We start from the raw sequence: 20,857 nt of genomic DNA, 5'->3' as shown, positions 1-20,857 counted from the left end.
GGCCCCGAAGCCCGCCTCCGAGCGCCGCGCCGACGCCTCGGGCGCCGCGCCGCTCAAGACCGCCGCGGCCGCCGCCGCCCTTTCGGAATGACAGAGTAGGCCGAGATGACACCGAGCCCGGTTGAAGAGAGCGTCCTGTTCGGGCGCCTTTCGCTGAACGCGCTGCCGCTGCATGAGCCGATTCTGGTCGTCACCTTCGCGGCGGTCGCGATCGGTGGCGTCGCCGCTCTCGGCGCTCTCACCTATTTCCGCCTCTGGGGCTACCTGTGGCGGGACTGGCTGACCTCGATCGACCACAAGAAGATCGGGATCATGTACATCATCCTCGGGCTCGTCATGCTGCTGCGCGGCTTCGCCGACGCGCTGATGATGCGCCTGCAGCAGGCCCTCGCCTTCGGCGGCTCGGAGGGCTACCTGCCGCCCCATCACTACGACCAGATCTTCACCGCCCACGGCGTGATCATGATCTTCTTCGTGGCGATGCCTCTGGTCACGGGCTTCATGAACTACCTCGTGCCGCTGCAGATCGGCGCGCGCGACGTGGCCTTCCCGTTCCTCAACAACTTCAGCTTCTGGATGACCGCGTCCGGCGCGGCGCTGGTCATGGTCTCGCTGTTCGTCGGCGAGTTCGCGGCCACCGGCTGGCTCGCCTATCCGCCGCTGTCGGGCATCGCCTATTCGCCCGGGGTGGGCGTCGACTACTACATCTGGGCGCTTCAGATCGCGGGCGTGGGCACCTTGCTGTCCGGCGTGAACCTGATCGTGACCATCGTGAAGATGCGCGCGCCCGGCATGTCCATGATGCGCCTGCCGGTGTTCACCTGGACGTCGCTGTGCTCGAACGTGCTCATCGTCGCCTCCTTCCCGGTGCTGACGGCGGCCCTCGCGCTGCTGTCGCTCGACCGCTACGTCGGAACCGCGTTCTTCACGAACGACTTCGGCGGCAGCGCCATGATGTACGTGAACCTGATCTGGATCTGGGGCCACCCGGAGGTCTACATCCTGATCCTGCCGGCCTTCGGCATCTTCTCGGAAGTCGTGGCGACCTTCTGCGGCAAGCGCCTGTTCGGCTACGCCTCCATGGTCTACGCCACGGTCGTGATCACCATCCTGTCCTACCTGGTGTGGCTGCATCACTTCTTCACCATGGGCTCGGGCGCGTCCGTGAACTCGTTCTTCGGGATCACGACCATGATCATCTCGATCCCGACCGGCGCGAAGATTTTCAACTGGCTGTTCACGATGTATCGCGGCCGGATCAAGTTCGAGCTGCCGATGATGTGGACGGTCTCCTTCATGGTGACCTTCGTGATCGGCGGCATGACGGGCGTGCTGCTCGCCGTGCCCCCGGCTGACTTCGTGCTGCACAACTCGCTGTTCCTGATCGCGCATTTCCACAACGTGATCATCGGCGGCGTGCTGTTCGGCCTGTTCGCCGGCATCGCCTACTGGTTCCCCAAGGTCACCGGCTTCAGGCTCGATCCGTTCTGGGGCAAGGTCTCGTTCTGGTCCTGGACCATCGGCTTCTACATGGCCTTCATGCCGATCTACGTGCTCGGCCTGATGGGCGTGACGCGCCGCATGTCCAAGTTCGACGATCCGTCGCTGCAGATCTGGTTCGTGATCGCGGCGCTGGGCGCGGTCCTGATCGCCATCGGCATCGGCGCCTTCCTGCTGCAGATCGTCGTCAGCTTCATCAAGCGCGACAGCCTGCGCGACGTGACCGGCGACCCGTGGAACGGCCGCACGCTGGAGTGGTCCACCTCCTCGCCGCCGCCGGACTACAACTTCGCCTTCACGCCGGTGGTGCACGACCTCGACGCCTGGCACGACATGAAGAAACGCGGCTACGTGCGCCCGGCCAACGGCTTCCTGCCGATCCACATGCCCAAGAACACCTGGGCGGGGATCGTGCTGGCCGGCATCAGCACCGTCTGCGGCTTCGCCCTGATCTGGCACATCTGGTGGCTGGCGGGCGCGGCGTTCCTGGCGCTGGTGGTGACCGCGATCGCGCACACGTTCAACTACGACCGCGACTTCCACATCCCGGCCGCGACCGTCACCGAGACGGAAGCCGAACGGTCGCGCTACCTCGCCGCGGGAGTCTGAGAGCATGAGCGCGCACGCGTCCGCCGCGATCGACGACAAGACCTTCTATCTCCGGGAAGAGCACCACCCGGAGAACGGCACCCTGCTGGGGTTCTGGACCTACCTGATGAGCGACTGTCTCATCTTCGCGGTCCTGTTCGCCTGCTACGGCGTGCTCGGGCGCAACTACGCCGCCGGCCCCTCGGGCGCGGACCTGTTCGACCTGAAGCTCGTCGCCATCAACACCGGCTTCCTGCTGCTCTCCTCCATCACCTATGGCCTCGCCATGCTGGAGATGGAGAAGAACCGCAAGGGCACCACGCTGTTCTGGCTCGGCGTGACGGGCGTGTTCGGCGCGGCCTTCCTGGGGCTTGAGCTCTATGAGTTCTGGCACCTGATCCACGAGGGCGCGACGCCCCAGCGCTCGGCCTTCCTGTCGTCGTTCTTCGCGCTGGTCGGCACCCATGGCCTGCACGTGTTCTTCGGCTGCGTGTGGCTGGTCACGCTCATGGTGCAGGTGGGCCAGCGCGGCCTGATCACCGAGAACCGTCGCCGGCTGATGTGCCTGAGCATGTTCTGGCACTTCCTCGACGTCGTCTGGATCGGCGTCTTCACCTTCGTCTATCTGATGGGGACGCTGTGATGGCCGGAGCCCACGCCGACGACGCCCACCGGGCGCATGGCCAAGACGCCCACGCCCATGGCCACGACGACCACGGGCATGGCGGGAGCGGAGCGGGCCACGCCACGCTCGGCGGCTACCTGACCGGCTTCTTCCTCTCGATCATCCTGACGGCGATCCCGTTCTGGATCGTGATGGGGGACGTGTTCCGCACCAGCACCACCGCCGCCGTGGTGGTGCTGATCTTCGCCGCGGTGCAGATCGTGGTGCACATGGTCTACTTCCTCCACATGAACTCCAAGTCGGAGGGCGGCTGGAACATGCTAGCCCTGATCTTCACCGCGGTGCTGGTGGTGATCACGCTGGCGGGGTCGTTCTGGGTCATGCATCACCTGAACACCAACATGATGCCGGGCGGCGCCCACGACATGCAGAACATGGAAGGCCTGCGGCCGGCGGAGACGCCCGAGCCGCGGTGACCGCAGGCCGGGCTTCGACCGACCGTGACCGGTGACGATCCGAAAAAGGGAGAGCGGCGACCCCGCTCTCCCTTTTTCCATGTGGCGCTCGGCGCCCTCACGCTGGCGCTGTTCTCCGTCTTCATGGCGCTCGGCGTCTGGCAGGTCGAGCGCCGGGCGTGGAAGCTCGACCTGATCGCCCGCGTCGAGGCCCGCATCCATGCGGCGCCGGACGCGGCGCCGGGTCCGGACCGCTGGGCGGGGCTGTCGCCCGCCGACGAGTACCGCCGGGTGCGTCTCGTCGGCCGCTTCGACCATGGCCGCGAGACCTTCACCCAGGCCACCACCGCCTATGGCGCGGGCTACTGGACGCTGACGCCGCTCCGCACGCGCGAGGGCTTCGACGTGCTGGTCAATCGCGGCTTCGTCACCTCCGACCGGCGCGACCCGGCCGCCCGCGGCGGGCCGGGGCCGGACGGCGAGACCGAGGTCGTCGGCCTGTTGCGCCTCACCGAGCCCCATGGCGGCTTCCTGCGCGCGAACGATCCGGCGGCGGACCTGTGGCGGTCGCGGGACGTGGCGGCCATCGCCGCCGCGCGCGGGCTCGCCGACGCCGCGCCCTATTTCGTCGACGCGGAGGCCGGCGTGGAGCGCGGCGCCTGGCCGAGGCCTGGGCTCACCGTGGTCGCCTTCCGCAACGATCATCTGGTCTACGCCTTGACCTGGTTCGGCCTCGCGGCGATGACGCTGGCGGGCGCCGCCATCGTCATCCTGCGCGGCCGGTCGGGAGCGCGCGACGCATGAGCATGGGGCGGCTGGGACGGGCGCTGACGCTGCTGGACCGCACCGCGCCCGACGTCTCCACCGCCCGCAAGAACATGCTGCTGCTGATCCAGCTGCGCTGGCTCGCGGTCGGCGGCCAGATCGCCACCATCGCCGGCGTGCACTGGGGCTACGGGGTCGAACTGCCCATCGCCCATATGGGACTGACGCTCGCCGGGTTGCTGGCGCTGAACGTGCTCACGCTGCTCCGTCTGAGCAGCCTCGCGCCGGTGACGGAGGCGGAGCTGTTCGTGGCGCTGGCGCTCGACATGTTCGGGCTCGCGGTCCAGCTCCATCTCAGCGGCGGGGCGAGCAACCCCTTCGCCTTCCTGTTCCTGCTGCAGGTGACGCTCGGCGTGGTGCTGCTGCCGTCCCGCTTCGCGGTGGGCGTGGTCGCCTTCGCGGTGGCGGCCTTCGGGGTTCTGACGCGGTTCTATGTGCCGCTCGACCTGCCGGCGGCGCGGGACCACGACCTGTTTGCGCTGCACATCGACGGCATGTTCGCCTGTTTCGCGCTGGTGGCGATCCTGCTTGCGGTGTTCGTCGCCCGCATCGCCCGCAACCTCCGGCAGCGCGACGTGCGGCTGGCGGAGCTGCGCCAGCAGGCGGCGGAGGAGGACCACATCGTGCGCATGGGCCTGCTCGCCTCCGGCGCGGCCCATGAGCTCGGCACCCCGCTCGCGACCCTCGACGTGATCCTGAACGACTGGCGGCGCATGCCGACCTTCGCCGAGGATCCGACGCTCGCGGCCGAAATCGACGACATGCGGGCCGAGGTGCGGCGCTGCAAGGCCATCGTCACCGGCATCCTGCTGTCCGCCGGCGAGGCGCGCGGCGAGGCGCCCACTCTGTCCTCCGTCGACGATTTCTTCGAGGACATCGTCGACGACCGGCGCGAGGCGAGGGCGGTCGGCCGGATCGACTACGAGAACGCCTTCGGCGAGGACATGCCGATCGTGGCCGATCCGGCGCTGAAGCAGGTGCTGAGCGCGGTGATCGACAACGCGGTCGACGCCTCGCCGCGCTGGGTCGGCGTCTCGGTCGGGCGCGAGGGCGCGGATCTGGTCCTCACCGTGCGCGACGACGGCCCGGGCTTCACCGAGGCGACGCTCGCCGGGTTCGGCAAGCCCTACAATTCCAGCAAGGGCAAGCCGGGGAGGGGACTGGGGCTGTTTCTGGTGGTAAACGTCGTGCGCAAGCTCGGCGGCGCGGTGACCGCCGGCAACCGGCCGGGAGGCGGCGCCGTCGTCACGTTGACGCTGCCGCTCGCGGCGCTCGCGATCGGGAAGACGCATGGAGACGGAGACGACCGCTGATCGCCTGCTGGTGATCGTCGAGGACGATCCCAAGTTCTCGCAGACGCTGGCGCGCTCGTTCGAGCGCCGCGGCTACGAGGCGTTGCGGGCCGCGAGCATCGAGGAGCTGCAGGAGCTCCTGAAGGCGCGCTCGCCGGCCTATGCGGTGGTGGACCTCAAGCTCGCCAACGGCTCGTCGGGCCTCGCCTGCGTGCAGGCGCTGCACGCCCACGACCCGGACATCAACATCGTGGTGCTGACGGGCTTCGCCAGCATCGCCACCGCCGTCGAGGCGATCAAGCTCGGCGCGAGGCACTATCTCGCCAAGCCCTCCAACACCGACGACATCGAGGCCGCCTTCGCCCGCGCCGAGGGCGACGTGGCCGCGCCGCTGACCGAGCGCGCCACCTCGATCAAGACGCTGGAGTGGGAGCGTATCCACGAGACGCTGATCGAGACCGGCTTCAACATCTCCGAGACCGCCCGGCGGCTCGGCATGCACCGGCGCACGCTCGCCCGCAAGCTGGAGAAGCAGCAGATCAAGTGATAAGCCGATCCGGCCGTATCGGCGCCCGGCCGCGCCGGGGCCGTGATTTTTTGAGCGGGGGGCCGGTCCGCCCCGTTCTCCTAACGGCATGAGGCGGGCGTCGGGCCGGTCCCGAACGTCCGCGCGGGCGCGCGCTTCCCGGCGCGCCGTGGTTTGAAATGGTCGCGGGGCGCGCGCGCGTGAAGCGCCGACCCGTCGCAAAGGCTCTGGCGTCATGGACCTGTTGAAGCGCTTCTTCGCCTATTACCGGCCGCACCGGGGGCTGTTCCTGCTCGACTTCTCGGCGGCGGTGGTCTCGGGCCTGCTGGAGCTCGGCTTCCCCATGGCGGTGAAGCTGTTCGTGGACGAGCTGCTGCCCCGGCAGGACTGGACGCTGGTGGTGCTGGCGGCGCTCGGCCTGTTCGTCGTCTATCTCGCCAACACGGGCCTGATGGTGATCGTCACCTATTGGGGCCACAAGCTCGGCATCAACATCGAGACCGAGATGCGGCGGCGGGCGTTCGACCACCTGCAGAAGCTGTCCTTCGGCTATTTCGACAACCAGAAGACCGGCCATCTCATCGGCCGCCTGACCAAGGATCTGGAGGAGATCGGCGAGGTCGCCCATCACGGCCCCGAGGATCTGTTCATCGCGGTCATGACGCTGATCGGCGCCTTCGCGCTGATGTTCGCGGTGAATGTGGAGCTTGCGCTGATCACGGTGGTGGTGGCGCCGGTCGCGGCCTGGATGACCAGCCGCTACGGCGGCCGCATGACCCGCAACTGGCGCGAGCTCTACGGCCGGGTCGGCTCGTTCAACGCCCGCATCGAGGAGAACGTGGGCGGCATACGGGTGGTGCAGGCCTTCGCCAACGAGGACCATGAGCGCCGCCTGTTCGAGCGCGACAACGACGGCTACCGCGCCACCAAGCTCGAGGCCTACCGCATCATCGCGGCCAGCGCCTCGCTCAGCTATCTCAGCATGCGCTTCACCCAGGTGGTGGTGATGCTGGCGGGCGCCTATTTCGTCATCCAGGGCTCGCTCACCCATGGCGGCTTCATCGGCTTCCTGCTGCTGCTGGGCGCGTTCTTCCGGCCGCTGGAAAAGATCAATTCGGTGATCGAGACCTATCCGAAGGGCGTCGCCGGCTTCCGCCGCTATCTCGAGTTCATGGACACCCGCCCGGACATCGTGGACCGGCCGGGCGCGATCGACCCGGGGCATCTGCGCGGCGACATCGCGTTCGAGAACGTGAGCTTCGGCTACGCGGCGGGCAAGCCGCCGGTGCTGTCGGGCATCGACCTCTCGATCCGCGCCGGCGAGACGGTGGCCTTCGTCGGCCCGTCGGGCGCGGGCAAGACCACGCTGTGCTCGCTGCTTCCGCGGTTCTACGAGGTCAGCGGCGGCCGCGTGACCATCGACGGCGTCGACGTGCGCGACATGACGCTCGCGAGCCTGCGCAGCCGCATCGGCGTGGTGCAGCAGGACGTGTTCCTGTTCGCCGGCACCATCCGCGAGAACGTGGCCTATGGCCGGCTCGACGCCACCGAGGAGGAGATCCGGGAGGCGACGCGGCGCGCGCGCCTGTCCGAGATGATCGAGCGCCTGCCCGACGGGCTCGACACCGTGATCGGCGAGCGGGGCGTGAAGCTCTCCGGCGGCCAGAAGCAGCGCCTCGCCATCGCGCGCATGTTCCTGAAAAACCCGCCGATCCTGATCCTCGACGAGGCGACTTCCGCGCTCGACGCCGAGACCGAGCGGGCGATCCAGCAGTCGCTGGCGGAGCTGGCGCGGGGCCGCACCACGCTGATCATCGCGCACCGGCTCACCACCATCCGCGACGCCGACCGCATCGTGGTGGTGGACCGCGCCGGGGTGGTGGAGCAGGGCCGGCATCAGGATCTGGTGGTGGGCGACGGCGTCTATCGCCGCCTGCACGACGCCCAATTCGCCGACGCCATGCGCTGAGAGCCCGTTCGAAAACGCCTGCGCGCCATCCTGCCCGATGACCACGCTCGGGCATGACGTGGGCTTGGATGGCGCGCGTGAGCCATCTCCAAACGGGCGCTGAGGCGCCGACAAAAAAAGCCCCGCCGGCGGACCGGCGGGGCTTTTTCGTCGGCGGATCGCCACGGTCCGCGGCTCAGGCGGCCTGACAGCGGCCGAGCGCCCAGCGGATCAGCTTGCGCACGTCCGGATCGGGATCGTCCAGGGCGCGTTCGAGCGCCGGGATCGCCGCCGGCGACGCGATCTCGCCCAGCGCCGCGGCCGCCTCCTTGCGCAGGTTGGCGATCTCGCTGTCGAGCAGCTCTCCGAGCGTCGGCACGGCGCTTTCCGCCTTCAGGCGGCCAAGGGCGTTCGCGGCCTTGATGCGCACCTGCCAGACCTCGTCGCCGAGCGCTGCGATCAGCGCCACGGTCGCCTCCGGCAGGCGGATCTTGGCGGCGGAGATCGCCGCCTCCTCGCGCACCTGCCAATGGGGATCGGCGAGGCCCGCGACCAGCGTGGAGGCGCCGGGGCCGCCGGGCCGCACGAACACCAGCGCCGACATGGTGGCGCGGCGCACCGAGGCGTCCTCGTCGGCGGCGGTCGCGATCAGCGCCGGCATCGCCTCCTCGGCCTTCAGCCCGCCGATGACGCCGAGCCCTTCGCGCCGCACCTCCGGCTCCGGGTTGCGCAGCGCCTTCAGCGCGGCGGCGAGCGCGTCCGGCAGCGTCAGCTCCCGCAGAGCCCGCAGGGCCGCGGCCTGAACGAAGGGATCGGGATGCTGCTCCGCGCGGGCGATCAGCAGCGGGCCGCAGGCGGGCTCCTTCTTGGCGGCGAGCGCCTCGGCCGCGGCGCGGCGCACCTCGTCCTCCGGGTCCTCGAGCGAGGACACCAGACCCTCCACCACATCCGGCCCGTCATGCTCGTCGAGCGCCCGGGCGGCGGCGGCGCGCACCTCCGCGTCCGGATCGGCGAGACCCTTCAGCAGCAGCACCTTGGCCTCGGGCCCCACCTCCTCGGCGAGCTCCATCATGGCGACGCGGCGCACGCCGGCGTCGGCGTCGGCCGCGCGCGCCGTCAGGTCCGCGAGGTCGTCGTCGAAAGCGTCGAAAACGGGCATGGGTGAAGCTCCATCGGTCGGGCGCGGCGTCGTGCGGGCCTTATGTTCCGTCACGCCCGGCGCAGCCGGGCGTCCACGACTTCGGCGTCAGACGCCGAATCTGTCAGTCGTGGATACCCGCCGAAGGGCGGGCATGACGTCGTGGGTCCTCGCAGAACTCGGAACGTCTCAGCGCAGCAGATAGGGGATGTTGACCTTGACCGCGCCGGTCGGGCAGTCCGCCTCGCAGGGCATGCAGTACCAGCACTCGTCGTATTTCATATAGGCCTTCTTGCGGCCGGTATCGATCGCGAGGATGTCGAGCGGGCAGACGTCGACGCAGACGGTGCAGCCCTTTTCCGCGATGCACTTCGCCTCGTCCACGACGACGGCCGCGCTCTTCGCCTGGGTGATGATCGGCATGGTCGTTTCCTCTCACTCGGCCGCGACGGGCGTCTTGACGCGGAGCTGGTGATAGGCCGCCATCTCGTCGTCCCGCACGGGCACGACGTATGGGTCGATCTCGCGCTTCCGGTGCGACATGCGCCCCTGCGCGTCCTTGTAGAGCATGGTGTGGCAGAACCAGTTCGCGTTGTCGGTCTCGGGGTGGTCGACCCGCAGATGGTAGAAGCCCCAGCGGCTCTCGGTGCGGTAGAGCGAGGCCGCCGCCGCCATGTCGGCGCAGTCGAGGATCGACTGCATCTCCAGCGCGCGCAGCAGCTCGTGCGGATCGCGGGCGCTCAGCTCCGACAGGTCCTCGCGCACCTCCGCGAAGCGGCGCTGGGCGATCTCCATCTTGGCCGTGACCTTGGGCGGCTCCAGATAGTCGTTCACGAGGCGGCGGGTCTTGAACTCCATCTCGAACGGGGTGAGTCCGTCCTCGCGCCGGGTCGGCGCCAGAACGCGCTCCTGCTCGTCCCTGAGGAATCCCTCGTCGTAAGCCGGCAAATCAACGTTGGCGCAGTAGTCGGCCGCGTCCGCGCCGGCGATGCCGCCGTTCACGAAGGCGCCCAGCATGTAGTTGTGCGGCACGCTCGCCATGTCGCCCACGGCGTAGAGGCCGGGGATCGTGGTGCGGGCGTTCTCGTCCACCCACACGCCCGACGCCGAATGGCCCGAGCAGAAGCCGATCTCGGAGATGTGCATCTCCACGGGGCGCTTGCGGTAGTCGTTGCCGCGCCGTTCGTGGAAGCGGCCGCGGGAGGGGCGCTCGTTGGTGTGCAGGATGGTCTCGATCTCGGAGATGGTCTCCTCGGCGAGGTGGTCCATCTTGAGATAGACGGGGCCGGCGCCCGACTGCAGCTCGCGCCAGAACTCCAGCATCATCTGGCCCGACCAGTAGTCGCACTCGATGAAGCGGTCGCCCTTGTTGTTGGCGGTGTAGCCGCCGAACGGCCCGGTGACATAGGCGCAGGACGGGCCGTTGTAGTCCTTGATCAGCGGGTTGATCTGGTAGCATTCGAGGTTCGCGAGCTCGGCGCCGGCGTGGTAGGCCATGGCGTAGCCGTCGCCGCAATTGGCCGCGTTCTCGTAGGTGCCGAACAGATAGCCGGAGGCCGGCAGGCCGAGCCGGCCCGCGGCGCCGCAGGCCAGCACCACGGTCTTGGCGCGCACCACCAGGAACTCCCCGGTGCGGGTGTTGACGCCGACCGCGCCCGCGATCGCGCCGTCCGGCCCCTTGAGCAGCCGGGTCGCCATGTAGCGGTTCGTCACCGCCACCTGCAGGCGACGGAGCTGGCGGTAGAGCACCTTCTTGACGTTGTGCCCCTCGGGCATGGGCAGCACGTAGGTCCCCATGTGGTGGACCTTGCGCATGTTGTACTCGCCCGAGCCGTCCTTCTCGAACTTGACGCCGAGCCGGTCGAGATACTGGATCATGGGGAAGGAGCCGGTGGCGTAGGCCATCACCGCCTTCTGGTGGACCACGCCGTCGTTGGCGACGGTGATCTCCTTCACATACTGCTCGGGCGTGGCGTAGCCGGGCACCACGGCGTTGTTCAGCCCGTCCATGCCCATGGAGATCGCGCCGGAGCGCTTGACGTTCGCCTTCTCCATCACGAGCACGCGCAGCTTGGGATTGGCCTCCTTGGCCTTGATGGCGGCCATGGGGCCGCCCGTGCCGCCGCCGATGACGAGCACGTCGGTCTCGATGATGTCGGTTTTCGGCGCGCTGTCGCTCATGGCCGGTCTCGCTGTCGGAGGGAGGGGCGGCGTCAGGCCGCGCGGGCGGGGGCGGCGGCCTCGGCCGTCAGCCGGCGCAGATAGGTCCAGGGAAAAACCCCCCGGTCGTGGCCGTCGGAGAACGTGAGGTGGACCGCGTAGCCGCCGAGCGGCTCCACGCCGGTCACCTCCACCGCCTCGAACGCGGTCGGAAAGCGCCCGTCCACCCGCGCGCGGACGCACCAGGCGCAGCGGCAGGCGAGCCGCATGGCCTCCGCCCCGATCACGGCGGAGCCGCCGTCCGGCCAGGCGAGGGCGAGTTCGCGGCCGCCCTTGCGCAGGGTCGCCTGCTCCGGGGTGTCGGCCGGATCGAAGGGGGGCGTTTCGGCGGCGAGGGCCGCGAGGGGATGGTCCATCGCGCGTGTCTCCCGTGCCGTTTGGACAGGTTCAAAATCGCGTGCAAAGGCCATGAGGGACAGCAATTACTTGCGCGTGCGCTCCCTAAGACGCAGGACGGCCGCGCGCCTTGTGTCCGCGCGGCGAACCGATAAACCTCGCGCCGCCCCCCGTGACTTTCGCGGGCCCGAGCCTAGTTTCGCCCCGATCGCTCCGCCCCGGATTCATCCGCCTTATGTCCGCATCCGACGACCACGGGTCTGGTCCGCCCCTCCCGAACCGCGCGGCCGATCTGCTGGCCCGCGAGGCGGAGCGCGCGGAGTCCCTGCTCGGTCCCGCCGCGGACTGGCCGGCGGCGCTGCGCACCGCGCTCGATCTGCTGATGTCGGCGGAAGCCCAGATCGTCCTGTTCTGGGGCCCGGACTATGTGGCGCTCTACAACGACGCCTACGCTCCCACCATCGGCGCCAAGCATCCGGGCGCCTTCGGGCGTCCGGCGCGGGAGAACTGGTCCGAGCTGTGGGACGATCTGGAGCCGCTGCTGCGCTCGGTCCGAAGCACCGGCCAGACCATCTCGGCCAAGGACCGCCCGTTCCGGCTGGCGCGCTTTGGGCGGGAGGAGACGGTCTATTTCGACATTTCCTATCAGGCGCTGCACCATGAGGACGGCTCGGTCGCGGGCGTGCTGTGCATCGTCAGCGACACCACCGAGCGGGTGCTGACCGAGCGCCGGCTCAACTTCACCATCGAGCTCGGCGACCGGCTGCGGGCGCTGTCGGAGCCGTCGCGCATCAAGTCGGCCGCGGCCGAGACGGTGGGCCAGCGGCTGGCCGCCGACCGGGCGGGCTACGCCGAATTCTCCGACGACGAGGCCACGTTCCAGGTCCTGCGCATCTGGACGCGGGACGGCGTTCCCCAGTTCGGCGGCGCGCACGCGATCTCGCGCTTCGGGCCGGACCTTCTGGCCCGGCTGAAGACCGGCCGTCCGCTCGTCATCAACGACGTGGAGGAGGAGCCAGAGGACGGGCGCGCGGCGTTCCGCGGCATCTCCGTCGGGGCGCTGGTGGCGGCCCCACTGGTCAAGGCGGGGCGGCTCCGGGCGGTGTTCTTCGTCCACTCCTGCGCGCCCCGCGCGTGGGAGAGCGCCGAGATCGGCTTCGTGGTGGCGGCGGCCGAGCGCACTTGGGCGGCTGTGGAGCAGGCCCGCGCGGAGCAGCGGCTGAGCGAGAGCGAGGCGCGCTACGAGGCGATCGCCAATTCGGTGGACCAGATGATCTGGTCCACGCTGCCGGACGGCCAGCACGACTATTTCAACGACCGCTGGTACGAGTTCACCGGCGTGCCTTACGGCTCCACGGATGGCGACGGGTGGAGCGACGTCTTCCACCCGGACGACCGGGAGCGCGCCTGGGCGACCTGGCGCCGCAGCCTGGAGACCGGCGAGCCCTACTACATCGAGTACCGCCTGCGGCACCGCTCGGGGCAATACCGCTGGGTCGTGGGCCGGGCGCAATGCGTGCGCGATCCCTCGGGGGCGATCACCCGCTGGTACGGCACCTGCACCGACGTGCACGACCTCAAGATGGCGGAAGCGCGGCTCCGGGAGCTGAACGAGACGCTGGAGGCGCGGGTCGCGGCCGAAGTCGCGGAACGCCAGCAGGCCGAGGAGGCGCTGCGGCAGGCGCAGAAGATGGAGTCGCTCGGCCAGCTCACCGGCGGCGTGGCGCACGATTTCAACAACCTGCTGCAGGTGGTGGTCGGCAATCTGGACATTCTGAAACGCAACCTGCCGCCGGACGCGCCCCGCCTCAGCCGGGCGGCGGACAACGCCATGACTGGCGCGCAGCGCGCCGCCACCCTGACGCAGCGCCTGCTCGCCTTCTCGCGCCGGCAGCCGCTGGCCCCGCAGCCGATCGACCCGAACCGGCTCGTGGCCGGCATGGCGGAGATGCTGTCCCGCACGCTCGGCGAGACGGTGGAGCTGGTGGCGGCCCAGGCGCCCGACCTCTGGCGGGTGGAGGTGGACCCCAACCAGCTCGAAGCCGCGGTGATCAATCTGGCGGTCAACGCCCGCGACGCCATGCCGGACGGCGGCAAGCTGACGATCGAGACCGCGAACGTGCGCCTCGACGGCCGCTACGCCGCCGAGCACGCCGAGGTGAAGCCCGGAGCCTATGTGGCGATCAGCGTGTCCGACACCGGCGCCGGCATGGATCGGGGCACGGTGGAGCGGGCGTTCGAGCCGTTCTTCACCACCAAGGAGGTGGGCAAGGGCACGGGTCTCGGGCTGTCCATGGTCTACGGCTTCGTCAAGCAGTCCGGAGGCCACGTCAAAATCTATTCGGAGCCGGAGCACGGCACCACGGTGCGCATCTACCTGCCGCGCTTCACCGGGGAGGAGCCGTCGCACGCGGGCCCCGCTGAGCCGGAAACCCCGCCGCCCGCCGGATCGAGCTCCGAGACCATCCTCGTGGTGGAGGACGACGACGACGTGCGGGTCTATTCCGCCGGGGCGCTGCGGGAGTTGGGCTACCGCGTGCTGGAGGCGCGGGACGGAATCTCCGCGCTCGCGGTGCTCGGTCAGGCGGACGAGCCGATCGACCTGCTGTTCTCCGACGTGGTGCTGCCGGGCGGCATGAACGGCGAGCAGCTCGCGGGCCAGGCGCGGGGCTTGCGCCCGCGGCTGAAGGTGCTGTTCACCACCGGCTACGCCCGCAACGCCATCGTCCATCACGGGCGGCTGGACAGCGGCGTGGAGCTGATCACCAAGCCCTTCGCCTTTTCAGATCTTGCGGCGCGGGTGCGCGACATCCTCGACGCTGCGGATCGCGGCCGTCGCTGACCGCGTCCCGGGCGGCGGGTCCGGGAGGTTTCGCCGCTGCGGGCGGACGGGGGCGGTAAGACGCGACCTTTCTTTCCGACAGAATGTGTGTGATGACCTCGCCCCCGGGCCTGTAAAGGCGGAGATCGCCGCGCCCGTAACGTGTCGGCGACGGAAGGTCTCGCGCCGCGACATGGGCGCATGTCGCAGATCCGTGAGGAACGTCTTAGGGCGATGAGGGATGGGACGGCCGGCGGGCCCCGGAACGGGCCGCGCTTGCTCCCGACAGGCAGGACAGGCCGCGCGCGCCATGGCGCCGGCGGATCGCATCTACTGGGAAAGCGCGTTCGATGACGTATGTGGTCACAGAAAACTGCATCAAGTGCAAGTACATGGACTGCGTCGAGGTGTGTCCGGTGGACTGCTTCTACGTCGGCGCCGAGACGCTGGTCATCAATCCGGACGAGTGCATCGACTGCGGCGTCTGCGAGCCCGAATGCCCGGCGGAGGCCATCAAGCCGGACACCGAGCCCGGCATGGAGGGCTGGATCGCCTTCAACGCCAAATACGCAGCCCTGTGGCCCAACGTGACCGAGAAGGGCGACACGCCGGAGGACGCCAAGGAGTGGGACGGCAAGCCCGGCAAGCTCGAAGCCGTGTTCGGCTCCTCCGACCCCGCCTCGGCCTGATCTCCGGTTCCGCAACCGCCTGCGGCGCATGCGCCCATGCGCGATCCGGCATGGTGTTTCGCGCCGGATCGCGCCATATAGCGTCACGAGAGCGGATTGATTTTAATAACGCGTTCTACGGAAGTGAATTAGAGCGGTTTCGAGCGCGAAGTCGGACGAGAAGGCCATGAGCAAATATCTCGAAGAACGGGTGACGAGCGTCAGGCACTGGACGGACACGCTGTTCAGCTTCCGCACCACCCGCGACCCGTCGTTCCGGTTCCGCAACGGCGAGTTCACCATGATCGGCATCGAGGTCGAGGGCCGGCCGCTGGTGCGGGCCTATTCGGTGGCGACCGCCAATTACGACGACGAGCTGGAGTTCTTCTCCATCAAGGTGCCGGACGGCCCGCTCACCTCGCGCCTGCAGCACCTCAAGGTGGGCGATCCGATCCTGGTCGGCCGCAAGCCCACCGGCACGCTGGTGATCGACAACCTGATCGCGGGCAGGCACCTCTACCTGCTCGGCACCGGCACCGGCCTCGCGCCGTTCCTGTCGATCATCAAGGACCCGGAGGCCTATGAGCGCTTCGACAAGGTGGTCCTGGTGCACGGCTGCCGCCATGTGAACGAGCTCGCCTATGGCGAGATGATCACGAAGGACCTGCCGCAGGACGAGCTGATCGGCGAGCTGATCCGCGAGAAGCTGATCTACTATCCGACCGTGACGCGCGAGCCGTTCCGCAACCGCGGCCGCATCACCGACCTGATGGCTTCGGGCAAGCTGTTCGAAGACATCGGCCTGCCGAACATGGCGATCGAGAACGACCGCTTCATGCTGTGCGGCAGCCCGGACATGATCCGCGACACCCGGCAGCTGCTGGTGGACGGCGGCTACGAAGAGGGCAACCACGGCGAGGCCGGCCATTTCGTGATCGAGAAGGCCTTCGTCGAAAAGTGATGGCGCGGCCCGCCGCTTGCGGGCTCATGCGACGATGTGAAAGGGGCGCCTGCGGCGCCCCTTCGTTTTTTGCGCTGCGCCGCGGCGCGCCGGCTCGGAGAGGGGCGGAACAGCGGCGGATCGGGCATGCGGCGGCGCGGAAAGAGGCGCGCCTCAACCTTGCGCGTCTGCGGCCTGAACGTGTATCAGCGGAGCTGAGAACGCTCCGGACGGCTCCTCGCCGCGGGCAGGCGCCCGCCGGGCGTTTCGCCCGCAAAGCCTTGGCCCGAACGAGCGGGGGACGCGCGCGGCTGACGGTCGAGCTTCCGGCCGCCGAGGGGAGCCGCCGCGATCCCGGACCGATGCGGGGGCGTATGAAAATTCTGCTGGCGAACTCTCTGTTTCCCGATCTCGGCATCGGCGGATCGGAGCAATCGACCTACTACCTCGCGCGCGGTCTGCGGCAGCTCGGGCACGACGTCTGGGTCTTCAGCCAGAACGTGCAGGACAAGACCGTCACCGAAGACAAGGACGGCATCCACGTCATCCGCCACGCGGCCCGACCGGGCAGCGAGCCGAACATCTACGCCGAGCCCTATTACCAGCGCCTCGCCGCGGCCTCCCAGAAGGCCTATCCGCTCGACAAGCAGCTCGCGGAGACGATCAAGGCGTTCAAGCCGGACATCGTGAACACCGCCGTGGTCGGCCGCCTCACCTCGCTGTGGCAGATGACCAAGAGCCTTGGCGTGCCCTGCGTCCACACGCTGCGCAGCTACACCTCGCTCTGCAACCGCCGCATGATCGTGGACCAGAAGCCCTGCCTCCGGCAGTGCCGGGACTGCAACCTCGCCCGCGTCGCCGGCCGCGAGCGCTCGAACGTGGTGGACGGCGTCATCGGCATCAGCTCCCACATCCTGAAGACGCATCTGCGCTCCGGCTGGTTCCGGGACACGCCCCAGCGCACGGTGATCGCCAACTCCTACGAGATGGACGCGCCCATCGCCTCCGCGACCGGCGCCGAGCGGCCGTACGAGTTCGGCTACATCGGCCGTCTGCACCACACCAAGGGCGTGGAGCTGTTCCTCGAGGCGCTGACGGCGCTGCGCGCCCAGACCGGCCGCAAGCATCCGACGCTGATCGCCGGCGCGGGCGATCCGGGCTTCGAGTGGAAGCTGCGCAAGCGCTTCGAGGACGAGAACACCCGCTTCGCCGGCTACATCTCGCCGAACGACTTCTTCGCCCAGATCCGCTACTGCGTGGTGCCCTCGATCTGGTTCGAGCCCTTCGGCCGCATCTTCATCGAAAGCCTGCATCACGGCGTGCCGGTGGTGGGCTCCAGCCGCGGCGGCGGCGCCGAGATCCTGAAGGAAGGCGAGACCGGCTGGCTGTTCGAGCCCGAGGTCGCGACCCTGAAGGAGGCGCTGCGCAAGGCGAGCGAGGTGGACGACGCCGGCTACGACCGCCTGCGGCAGGCCGCGCTCTCCAGCGCCGAGGACTACGGCGTGCTCGCCATCGCCCGCCTGTACGAAAGCTTCTACGCCGCCGTGCGGGAGACCGCGCGATGAGCCGCACCCTGTTCATCCTGACGTCGCCGCTGCAGGCGAACCACGCCCGGCAATACGCCGACCACGCCGCCCTCGACCGGGACGCCTGCTGGGTGGCGCTGGTGAAGAGCCGGCTGGAGACCGACAACGAGCGCGCCCGCCAGGCGCTGGCCGCGGCCGGCTTCCGCCATGTGCGCGAGTTCGAGCCGCTGGTGAAGTCCGGCTCCGCGCCCATGTCGAAGGACGGCAAGACACACGCGACCGCGATCAAGGAATACGACGACTTCGTCAGCCGCCGCGCCTTCGTGCAGCGGGTGGGCGACTTCTTCAGCGTGGTGGACCCGAATTTCGACCGGGTGGTGCTGGGCGACTACCGCCCGGTGTCCTACCGCCAGTTCCTGGCGCATCTCGACCTCGGCAAGACCGAATGCGTCCTCCTGGACGACGGCTCGGTGTCGCAGGCGGTGATGGCGTTCCGCGAGAGCAAGAAGAACGTCAAGGAGATCTTCCGGGCGGCGCCGTTCAAGGGCGCCTCGGTCAAGGGGCCGGACCCGCTGAAATATCCGGACCCGTCGCACCTGTCCTACTTCACGATCTACCGCGGCCGGCTCGCCGACGGCGACGCGATCATCCCGAACACCTATTATGACCGCTTCCTGGAGGGCGGCGAGCCGACGATCCTGAACGAGATCTGGATCGCCGGCTGCAGCCATGTGGAGAACGCGATCACCAGCGAGGCGAGCTATCTCGCCGCCTGTCAGGCCGCCCGCCGGCTCGCGCCGAACAAGAAGTGCGTGTACCTGCCGCACCGTCGGGAGGACCCGGCCAAGGTGCGCAAGATCGCCTTCATCATCGGCGCCGAGGTGCGGACCTCCGACGGCATCGAGGCGCTGGTCGCCGGCCGGCGCGAGACGCCGGTCATCCTCGCCTCCTTCGGCTCCACGGTGCTGGACACGCTGTCGCGCATGGTGGGCAAGGTGACCTCCTGCGTGCTGATTGCGCCGCCGGCCTCCTACTTCCTCGGCGCCCGGCAGGAGCACATCGAGACCATCGTGCAGGCCAACCTGCGCGACAACGACGACGTGATCGGCGTGCTCACCGACGATCCCCACGCCGTCACCCGCTGGCGCGCGGTGGCCGTGGAGCGCCCCGGCCGCGCCGTCGAGGCGGAGGAGGTTCCGGCCGCCTCCACCAGCGCCATGCGCGCCATCGCCCTGTCGCGGCTGGAGAACGTCGTCGAGGAGCCCCAGCCCGACGGCTCCCGCCTGCTGCTGGAGACCGAGGCGAAGGGCCTGCACCGCTATCAGGTGGCGGAGTTCGCCGCCGTGCGCGACACGCCGAACTTCCTGGCCTTCCGCATCTGCGGCGAAGGGCGCTTCGAGGTCCGCATCCGCGTGTCGCTCGAGAGCGACCGCAACGTTTTCGCCGAATGCGATCTCAACCTCGACGACGGCAACGCCACCGAGCAGACCAAGGACGACATCCGTCTGATCGCGTCCGTGCATGTGGACCAGGAGCGGCGGGCGGTGGTCTCGCTGCTGGTGACCTCGGCGCGGCCGGGACGGCATGTGGCGCAGGTGATCCACCGCGCCAACACGGTCGTGCAGTCGTCCTTCATGGTCGGCAACACCGAGATCGGCACGTCGCTGCCGCCCCAGACCGAGCGCGACGGCGGCCATGTGGCGCTGGGCGAAGGCGAGGCGCTGCTGCAGGTCGCGCCCGGCGCCGGGCTGATCTCGACGTTGCGGCTGCTGGTCAACGGCAAGCCGTTCGATCTGGCGCTGACCTCGGCGCCGCAGCTCTATTCGGAAGAGTCCGGCGGCGAGGTTCCGCACGAAAAGGGCTGGAGCAAGCTGCACTTCGCGCCGCCGGAGCCGGCCCATCTGCTGAACCGGGCGCTGCGCGTGCTGCTGAAGCGGCAGGGCGCCCGCCTCACCGTGTCGACGACGCTCGATACCGTGACGGTCACGCTGCCGCGCCTCGGCGAAGTGCGCGTCGCCGCCGCCACGCTCGACCCTTACAGCGGCGAACGCCGGCTGATCGAGGCGGCGCTGTCTCCGGGGCTCGACCAGCCCGCGCAGGGCTACGCCACGGCCTACTGAGCCTTTCCTCAGAAACAGGCGGAGGCGGGCGCCAGCGTGGGCCCGCCTCCGCCTGGTCGTCCGTTCAGTCGATGCTCTGGCCGGTCTTGGCCCAGTCGGCCACGAACTGCTCCAGCCCCTTGTCGGTCAGCGGGTGCTTGACAAGGCTCTTGATCACCGACGGCGGGATGGTGGCGACGTCCGCGCCCGCGAGCGCCGAGGCCTTGACGTGGTTGGCGTTGCGGATCGAGGCCGCGAGGATCTCGGTCGAGAGGTCCGGGTAGTTGTCGTAGATGGTGCGGATGTCCTGAATCAGCTCCATGCCGTCGATGCCGGTGTCGTCGAGGCGGCCGATGAAGGGCGAGATGAAGGTGGCGCCGGCCTTGGCGGCCAGCAGCGCCTGCGTCGCGCTGAAGCACAGCGTCACGTTCACCATGGTGCCCTCGTCGGAGAGCGTCTTGCACGTGCGCAGGCCGTCCCAGGTCAGCGGCACCTTGACCGTGACGTTCTGGGCGATCCGGGCGAGGCTGCGGCCCTCGCGCAGCATGTCGTCATATTCGGTGGAGGCGACCTCCGCGGAGACCGGGCCGTCCACCACGTCGCAGATCTCGGCGATGATCTCCTTGAACGGCCGGTTGGCCTTCAGGATCAGCGACGGGTTGGTGGTGACGCCGTCGAGCAGGCCGGTCGCGGCGAGTTCGCGGATCTCGTTCACGTCCGCGGTGTCGACGAAGAACTTCATGGGACAGGACCCTTTCGCTAAGGATGGCGCGTGGCGGCGCGTTCCGCCCTCAAGTGACGGAGGCGCCGGCCGGACGCAAGGCCAATCCGTGGGTTTGGTTCACGCGCATGGGCGTCATGCCGGCTTGACGCGCGCCGCGCCCGCGCCGAAGAGGGCGCCGTCCCGCCCCGGTCGCGCACGGCCCGATCAGACGAGGAGCGCGCTCCGTCCATGACCTCTCCCGCCGCCGTCGAGGTGCTGTTGCCGGTCGGGCTCGACCGGGCGCTGACCTATGCGGTTCCGGCCGGTCTCGACGTCGCGCCCGGCGCCCTCGTGCTGGCGCCGCTGGGCTCGCGGATCGAGATCGGCGTGGCGTGGGACGGCGCGCCCGCGGACGTCGATCCCGCCAAGCTGAAGCCGCTCCACGCCGTCCTCGACCTGCCGCCCATGGCGGAGCCCATGCGGCGCTTTCTCGACCGGGTCGCGGCCTACACGCTCGCGCCGCGCGGTCAGGTGCTGCGCATGGCGCTGCGGGGGCTCGCCGTGGGCGAGGAGCCCCGCAAGCCGAAGACCGGGGTGCGGGCGACCGGCGCCCATCCGGCCCGGATGACGCCCGCGCGGGAGCGGGC

Annotated in this window: 18 protein-coding genes; 13 read left to right on the top strand and 5 right to left on the bottom strand. The window is 69.3% G+C overall.

The window, feature by feature from the left end; genetic code table 11:
* Positions 1-105: 105 nt before the first annotated feature.
* From cyoB to ACFQ4O_RS06990, 7 genes are all read left to right on the top strand, one after another.
* Complete coding sequence (gene cyoB, locus ACFQ4O_RS07020) at positions 106-2,109, top strand: cytochrome o ubiquinol oxidase subunit I (protein WP_378774970.1); 2,004 nt, start codon at positions 106-108, stop codon at positions 2,107-2,109.
* A 4-nt stretch (positions 2,110-2,113) separates the two neighbouring features.
* Positions 2,114-2,731, top strand: a complete 618-nt coding sequence (gene cyoC, locus ACFQ4O_RS07015) for a cytochrome o ubiquinol oxidase subunit III (RefSeq protein WP_378774969.1) — start codon at positions 2,114-2,116, stop codon at positions 2,729-2,731.
* The gene (gene cyoD, locus ACFQ4O_RS07010) at positions 2,731-3,189 is read left to right on the top strand and encodes a cytochrome o ubiquinol oxidase subunit IV (RefSeq protein ID WP_378774968.1); all 459 of its coding nucleotides are present in this window, start codon (positions 2,731-2,733) and stop codon (positions 3,187-3,189) included. Before cyoC ends, cyoD begins: the two co-directional genes overlap by 1 nt.
* A gap of 81 nt (positions 3,190-3,270) precedes the next feature.
* A complete protein-coding gene (locus ACFQ4O_RS07005) occupies positions 3,271-3,972 on the top strand; it encodes an SURF1 family protein (protein WP_378774967.1) in 702 nt (233 codons plus the stop codon).
* Positions 3,969-5,306 carry an ATP-binding protein gene (locus ACFQ4O_RS07000; protein ID WP_378774966.1) on the top strand — a complete coding sequence of 446 codons (1,338 nt, stop codon included), beginning with the start codon at positions 3,969-3,971 and terminating at the stop codon, positions 5,304-5,306. The genes ACFQ4O_RS07005 and ACFQ4O_RS07000 overlap by 4 nt, the downstream gene beginning before the upstream one ends.
* A complete protein-coding gene (locus ACFQ4O_RS06995) occupies positions 5,284-5,832 on the top strand; it encodes a response regulator transcription factor (RefSeq protein ID WP_378774965.1) in 549 nt (182 codons plus the stop codon). The genes ACFQ4O_RS07000 and ACFQ4O_RS06995 overlap by 23 nt, the downstream gene beginning before the upstream one ends.
* 220 nt (positions 5,833-6,052) lie before the next feature.
* On the top strand, positions 6,053-7,780 hold the full coding sequence (locus ACFQ4O_RS06990; protein WP_378774972.1) for an ABC transporter ATP-binding protein: 1,728 nt from the start codon (positions 6,053-6,055) through the stop codon (positions 7,778-7,780).
* A 175-nt stretch (positions 7,781-7,955) separates the two neighbouring features.
* On the opposite strand, the gene ACFQ4O_RS06985 is transcribed toward ACFQ4O_RS06990, so the two are convergent.
* From ACFQ4O_RS06985 to ACFQ4O_RS06970, 4 genes are all read right to left on the bottom strand, one after another.
* Entirely contained in the window at positions 7,956-8,918 is a 963-nt protein-coding gene (locus tag ACFQ4O_RS06985) for a HEAT repeat domain-containing protein (RefSeq protein WP_378774964.1), read from the bottom strand.
* A 168-nt stretch (positions 8,919-9,086) separates the two neighbouring features.
* Entirely contained in the window at positions 9,087-9,320 is a 234-nt protein-coding gene (locus ACFQ4O_RS06980; RefSeq protein ID WP_378774963.1) for a 4Fe-4S dicluster domain-containing protein, read from the bottom strand.
* Between the two features lie 12 nt (positions 9,321-9,332).
* Positions 9,333-11,078 (bottom strand): fumarate reductase/succinate dehydrogenase flavoprotein subunit, encoded by a 1,746-nt coding sequence (locus ACFQ4O_RS06975; RefSeq protein ID WP_378774962.1) that lies wholly within the window; start codon positions 11,076-11,078, stop codon positions 9,333-9,335.
* A gap of 32 nt (positions 11,079-11,110) precedes the next feature.
* Positions 11,111-11,473 (bottom strand): DUF971 domain-containing protein, encoded by a 363-nt coding sequence (locus ACFQ4O_RS06970; protein WP_378774961.1) that lies wholly within the window; start codon positions 11,471-11,473, stop codon positions 11,111-11,113.
* A gap of 215 nt (positions 11,474-11,688) precedes the next feature.
* Between ACFQ4O_RS06970 and ACFQ4O_RS06965 the strand changes: the two genes are divergently transcribed.
* The 5 genes from ACFQ4O_RS06965 (at position 11,689) to ACFQ4O_RS06945 (ending at position 19,528) form a co-directional block, all read left to right on the top strand.
* Positions 11,689-14,295, top strand: coding sequence for a PAS domain S-box protein (locus tag ACFQ4O_RS06965; RefSeq protein WP_378774960.1), 2,607 nt, complete (start codon positions 11,689-11,691; stop codon positions 14,293-14,295).
* A 329-nt stretch (positions 14,296-14,624) separates the two neighbouring features.
* On the top strand, positions 14,625-14,963 hold the full coding sequence (gene fdxA, locus ACFQ4O_RS06960) for a ferredoxin FdxA (RefSeq protein WP_378774959.1): 339 nt from the start codon (positions 14,625-14,627) through the stop codon (positions 14,961-14,963).
* Between the two features lie 166 nt (positions 14,964-15,129).
* Positions 15,130-15,903 (top strand): ferredoxin--NADP reductase, encoded by a 774-nt coding sequence (locus tag ACFQ4O_RS06955; protein ID WP_378774958.1) that lies wholly within the window; start codon positions 15,130-15,132, stop codon positions 15,901-15,903.
* A gap of 353 nt (positions 15,904-16,256) precedes the next feature.
* The gene (locus ACFQ4O_RS06950) at positions 16,257-17,447 is read left to right on the top strand and encodes a glycosyltransferase (RefSeq protein WP_378774957.1); all 1,191 of its coding nucleotides are present in this window, start codon (positions 16,257-16,259) and stop codon (positions 17,445-17,447) included.
* Entirely contained in the window at positions 17,444-19,528 is a 2,085-nt protein-coding gene (locus ACFQ4O_RS06945) for a hypothetical protein (RefSeq protein WP_378774956.1), read from the top strand. Before ACFQ4O_RS06950 ends, ACFQ4O_RS06945 begins: the two co-directional genes overlap by 4 nt.
* A gap of 64 nt (positions 19,529-19,592) precedes the next feature.
* Here ACFQ4O_RS06945 and fsa read toward each other — a convergent pair whose 3' ends face one another.
* The gene (fsa, locus tag ACFQ4O_RS06940) at positions 19,593-20,249 is read right to left on the bottom strand and encodes a fructose-6-phosphate aldolase (protein ID WP_378774955.1); all 657 of its coding nucleotides are present in this window, start codon (positions 20,247-20,249) and stop codon (positions 19,593-19,595) included.
* 210 nt (positions 20,250-20,459) lie between these two features.
* Between fsa and ACFQ4O_RS06935 the strand changes: the two genes are divergently transcribed.
* Positions 20,460-20,857, top strand: a 398-nt coding sequence (locus tag ACFQ4O_RS06935) for a primosomal protein N' family DNA-binding protein (protein ID WP_449288996.1), incomplete at its 3' end; no start/stop codon positions are given.

This window comes from Methylopila musalis (genome assembly GCF_042679725.1).
GTDB lineage: Bacteria > Pseudomonadota > Alphaproteobacteria > Rhizobiales > Methylopilaceae > Methylopila > Methylopila musalis.
Note: the sequence above shows the minus strand (reverse complement) of the source record. Positions and strands in the feature narration are given on the sequence as shown.

Excerpts from the sequence above, each read along its gene's own strand:
- cyoB (WP_378774970.1), top strand. The coding sequence starts at position 106 with ATGACACCGAGCCCGGTTGAAGAGAGCGTCCTGTTCGGGCGCCTTTCG.
- cyoC (WP_378774969.1), top strand. The coding sequence starts at position 2,114 with ATGAGCGCGCACGCGTCCGCCGCGATCGACGACAAGACCTTCTATCTC.
- cyoD (WP_378774968.1), top strand. The coding sequence starts at position 2,731 with ATGGCCGGAGCCCACGCCGACGACGCCCACCGGGCGCATGGCCAAGAC.
- ACFQ4O_RS07000 (WP_378774966.1), top strand. The coding sequence starts at position 3,969 with ATGAGCATGGGGCGGCTGGGACGGGCGCTGACGCTGCTGGACCGCACC.
- ACFQ4O_RS06995 (WP_378774965.1), top strand. The coding sequence starts at position 5,284 with ATGGAGACGGAGACGACCGCTGATCGCCTGCTGGTGATCGTCGAGGAC.
- ACFQ4O_RS06985 (WP_378774964.1), bottom strand. The coding sequence starts at position 8,918 with ATGCCCGTTTTCGACGCTTTCGACGACGACCTCGCGGACCTGACGGCG.
- ACFQ4O_RS06980 (WP_378774963.1), bottom strand. The coding sequence starts at position 9,320 with ATGCCGATCATCACCCAGGCGAAGAGCGCGGCCGTCGTCGTGGACGAG.
- ACFQ4O_RS06975 (WP_378774962.1), bottom strand. The coding sequence starts at position 11,078 with ATGAGCGACAGCGCGCCGAAAACCGACATCATCGAGACCGACGTGCTC.
- ACFQ4O_RS06970 (WP_378774961.1), bottom strand. The coding sequence starts at position 11,473 with ATGGACCATCCCCTCGCGGCCCTCGCCGCCGAAACGCCCCCCTTCGAT.
- ACFQ4O_RS06965 (WP_378774960.1), top strand. The coding sequence starts at position 11,689 with ATGTCCGCATCCGACGACCACGGGTCTGGTCCGCCCCTCCCGAACCGC.
- fdxA (WP_378774959.1), top strand. The coding sequence starts at position 14,625 with ATGACGTATGTGGTCACAGAAAACTGCATCAAGTGCAAGTACATGGAC.
- ACFQ4O_RS06955 (WP_378774958.1), top strand. The coding sequence starts at position 15,130 with ATGAGCAAATATCTCGAAGAACGGGTGACGAGCGTCAGGCACTGGACG.
- ACFQ4O_RS06950 (WP_378774957.1), top strand. The coding sequence starts at position 16,257 with ATGAAAATTCTGCTGGCGAACTCTCTGTTTCCCGATCTCGGCATCGGC.
- ACFQ4O_RS06945 (WP_378774956.1), top strand. The coding sequence starts at position 17,444 with ATGAGCCGCACCCTGTTCATCCTGACGTCGCCGCTGCAGGCGAACCAC.
- fsa (WP_378774955.1), bottom strand. The coding sequence starts at position 20,249 with ATGAAGTTCTTCGTCGACACCGCGGACGTGAACGAGATCCGCGAACTC.